We start from the raw sequence: 3,154 nt of genomic DNA on the forward strand, positions 1-3,154 counted from the left end.
AGCTTTCAATTAGGATTATAACTGCCACTTATCCTTTTTGGCGATCGGTAGTACAAACAGTCACCTTAACAGGGGTATGTCTAGACCTTAACCGAACCGTATTGCGAAACCACCGTATTGTTGCTCGAAGCGGGCAACCCAGATACGAAACCAGAGATTCAAATTCCGGCACAATGTATCGGCTTGCTGGGTTCTGAAGTGGACTGGAGCTATTTCTCCGAACCAGAACCAGGTCTAAATAACCGCAAGATGTTTTGTTCGCGTGGCAAAGTCTTAGGTGGCAGCAGTTCGATTAATTTCATGATGTATGTCCGAGGCAACCCTCACGATTACGATCGGTGGCAAGAATTGGGCAATCCTGGCTGGAGTTATCAAGATATGTTGCCCTATTTCAAGAAATCCGAGCAACAACAACGCGGAGCCGACGCATACCACGGAGTTGATGGAGAGTTGAGCGTCACCGATATCATCTCCCCTGCGATAGTATCCCAGCGGTTTGTAGATGTCTGTGTATCGATGGGATACGATCGTAATCCCGATTTCAACGGTACACAGCAGGTAGGAGTGGGGTTCTATCAATTAACTGTCAAAGATGGCAAACGACACAGTACGGCAGCGGCTTTCTTGGTACCCATTCGCCAGCGTCCCAATTTGACAATAACGACAGGCGCGTTGGTGACTCGGTTGTTGTTTGAGGGCAACCGTGCCGTTGGAGTGGAATATTTGCACGAGGGCGTGCTGCATCAAGTTCGAGTTAACAAAGAAGTGATTTTAAGTGCGGGTGCATTTGATTCGCCCAAACTGCTCCTTCTGTCAGGAATTGGGGATGCAGAATACCTGCGTTCGATGGGGATTGCTGTCGTGGCTAATTTACCAGGTGTCGGTCAAAATCTCCAAGATCATCTGTTGGTTTCGGTAGTGCGCGCCAGTACTCAAGATAGTCACCCAGCGATGACGAGTAATGGGATTGAAGCCGGATTATTCGCACACAGTGAGGGAAATCGCGATCTGGCACCAGACTTACAGTTCTTCGGTGGCCCCATTCAGTTCGCGCCCCCTGGCTAGCGATGAAGCGATCGAAACCTATGTCCGCGATGGTTGCAGCACCGTCTGGCATCCCGTCGGCAGTTGCAAGATGGGCACCGACTCAATGGCAGTTGTAGACCCCGAATTGCGGGTACGTGGAATTGAGGGATTGCGGGTCGTGGATGCCTCGATTATGCCAACAATTACGACCGGAAATACCAATGCACCTACAATCGCGATCGGCGAAAAAGCCGCCGATTTAATTAAAGCTAGCAGCACTCGCTCGACTTTGCTTGCTACGTCCACCGTTTAAAATCCAGCACACTCGGTTATTCGATCGATAGCGATCGAATGCCCTTCAAAACTTGGGATCTAAAAATGAAACTCATCTCTGTCAATGTCGGACTGCCGCGTGAAGTGAACTGGAAAGGGAGAACGGTTAGCACTGGAATTTTCAAACAGCCAATCAGCGATCGAGTGATGGTGCGATCGCTCAATTTAGACGGCGACGGACAAGCCGATCTCACCGTTCATGGGGGATTGGACAAAGCGGTCTACGTTTATCCGTTCGAGCATTACGATTACTGGCGAGGTGAATTGCCTCAAACAGAGCTGCCGCTAGGCATCTTTGGCGAAAATTTCACTACCACTGGACTCACAGAAGCAGACGTGAATATTGGCGATCGATTTAGAATCGGCACTGTCAAATTGATGGTGACACAACCGCGTCTGCCCTGCTACAAACTGGGGATTCGGTTTGGACGACCGGATATGGTCAAACGCTTTATGGCTAGTGGGCGCACCGGATTTTACTTCCGCGTGTTGCAAGAGGGCGAAGTCGGAGTGGGAGACACTTTAGAGCTAGTCAGCCGAGACGAAAACGAGATCGCGGTTGCCGATATTACTCAACTGTATACCCACGATCGGGCCGATCCAGCGTTACTCGATCGTGCTGCTCGACTTGTCGCATTACCAGAAAGCTGGCGCGACTACTTCCATCAACAGAGCCATCGTTAGGCTGTAAACAGTTAACAGTTGACAGTTGACAGTTGACAGCGATTTAAACCCCGCCCTAAAAACAATCCGCCTAGAGAAGCGGGGGCTTTAAACCCTCGATCTTTTGTAAAACCACTGTAAACTCATCAGGAGTAATTTCATGACTACATTTCGTACCGTTTCGATCGATGGTTTAGATATCTTTTACCGTGAAGCTGGCTCCCGCGATAATCCAACGATTCTGTTATTGCACGGCTTCCCGACATCCTCTCACATGTTCCGTAATTTAATTCCCGCGCTTGCCGATCGCTTCCATCTGGTTGCCCCCGATTATCCTGGCTACGGCAACAGTTCGATGCCTACAGCGAACGAGTTTGACTACACGTTCGATCGCCTAGCTGAGGTCATGGAGAAATTTATTACCGCGATCGATCTCAAGAAATACAGCCTCTATGTGATGGATTATGGTGCGCCTATTGGCTACCGGATTGCAGCTAAATATCCCGAACGAGTGCAATCGTTAATCGTGCAAAACGGCAATGCCTATGAAGAAGGGCTGCTTGAATTTTGGAACCCGATTAAAGCGTACTGGCAAGATCGCTCTCCTGAGAATGCGAACAAGCTCAGACCCTTTTTCACTCTGGAAACGACAAAGTGGCAATACACTAACGGCGTTCGCAATCGCGAAGCAATTAGCCCTGACAACTGGAATATAGACCAACCCTTACTCGATCGCCTTGGCAACAGTGAGATTCAACTTGCGCTGTTTTATAGCTATGGGACGAATCCACCGCTATACCCGCAATGGCAAGAGTATTTCCGAAAATATCAGCCGCCCACGCTGATTGTTTGGGGCAAGAACGATTATATCTTCCCTGCCGAAGGTGCTTATCCCTACCAGCGCGACTTGAAAGATGTTGAGTTCCATTTACTCGATACCGGACACTTTGCCCTGGAAGAAGATGGGGACGCGATCGCCAATTACATCGGGCAATTTCTCACATCACGACTACAACCCATCCCTGTTTGAGGAGTACAATGCTGGGGCAGGTAGATGTAGCGACCCGCAATTATAAATCATCAAACCCGCAATCATCGCAAAATCGAACCCAGATTAACTGCAACTATCCGA

2 protein-coding genes and 1 pseudogene are annotated in these 3,154 nt (G+C 49.2%); all 3 read left to right on the forward strand.

What is annotated here, in order from left to right; all coding sequences use genetic code 11:
• Nucleotides 1–105: 105 nt before the first annotated feature.
• Nucleotides 106–1,339 (forward strand): annotated as a pseudogene (locus tag C7B77_RS26975) (GMC family oxidoreductase); the annotation flags it as partial.
• A 65-nt stretch (nt 1,340–1,404) separates the two neighbouring features.
• Nucleotides 1,405–2,043: an MOSC domain-containing protein gene (locus tag C7B77_RS26980; protein ID WP_106312295.1), complete on the forward strand. Its 639-nt coding sequence runs from the start codon at nt 1,405–1,407 to the stop codon at nt 2,041–2,043.
• A gap of 139 nt (nt 2,044–2,182) precedes the next feature.
• The gene (locus tag C7B77_RS26985) at nt 2,183–3,052 is read left to right on the forward strand and encodes an alpha/beta fold hydrolase (protein ID WP_106312292.1); all 870 of its coding nucleotides are present in this window, start codon (nt 2,183–2,185) and stop codon (nt 3,050–3,052) included.
• The last annotated feature ends 102 nt before the right edge of the window (nt 3,053–3,154 follow it).

It is taken from the genome of Chamaesiphon polymorphus CCALA 037 (genome assembly GCF_003003845.1).
Classification (GTDB): Bacteria; Cyanobacteriota; Cyanobacteriia; order Cyanobacteriales; family Chamaesiphonaceae; genus Chamaesiphon; species Chamaesiphon polymorphus.

Bases quoted from the DNA above. Each gene is read 5' to 3' on its own strand.
- C7B77_RS26980 (WP_106312295.1), top strand. From the start codon at position 1,405: ATGAAACTCATCTCTGTCAATGTCGGACTGCCGCGTGAAGTGAACTGG.
- C7B77_RS26985 (WP_106312292.1), top strand. From the start codon at position 2,183: ATGACTACATTTCGTACCGTTTCGATCGATGGTTTAGATATCTTTTAC.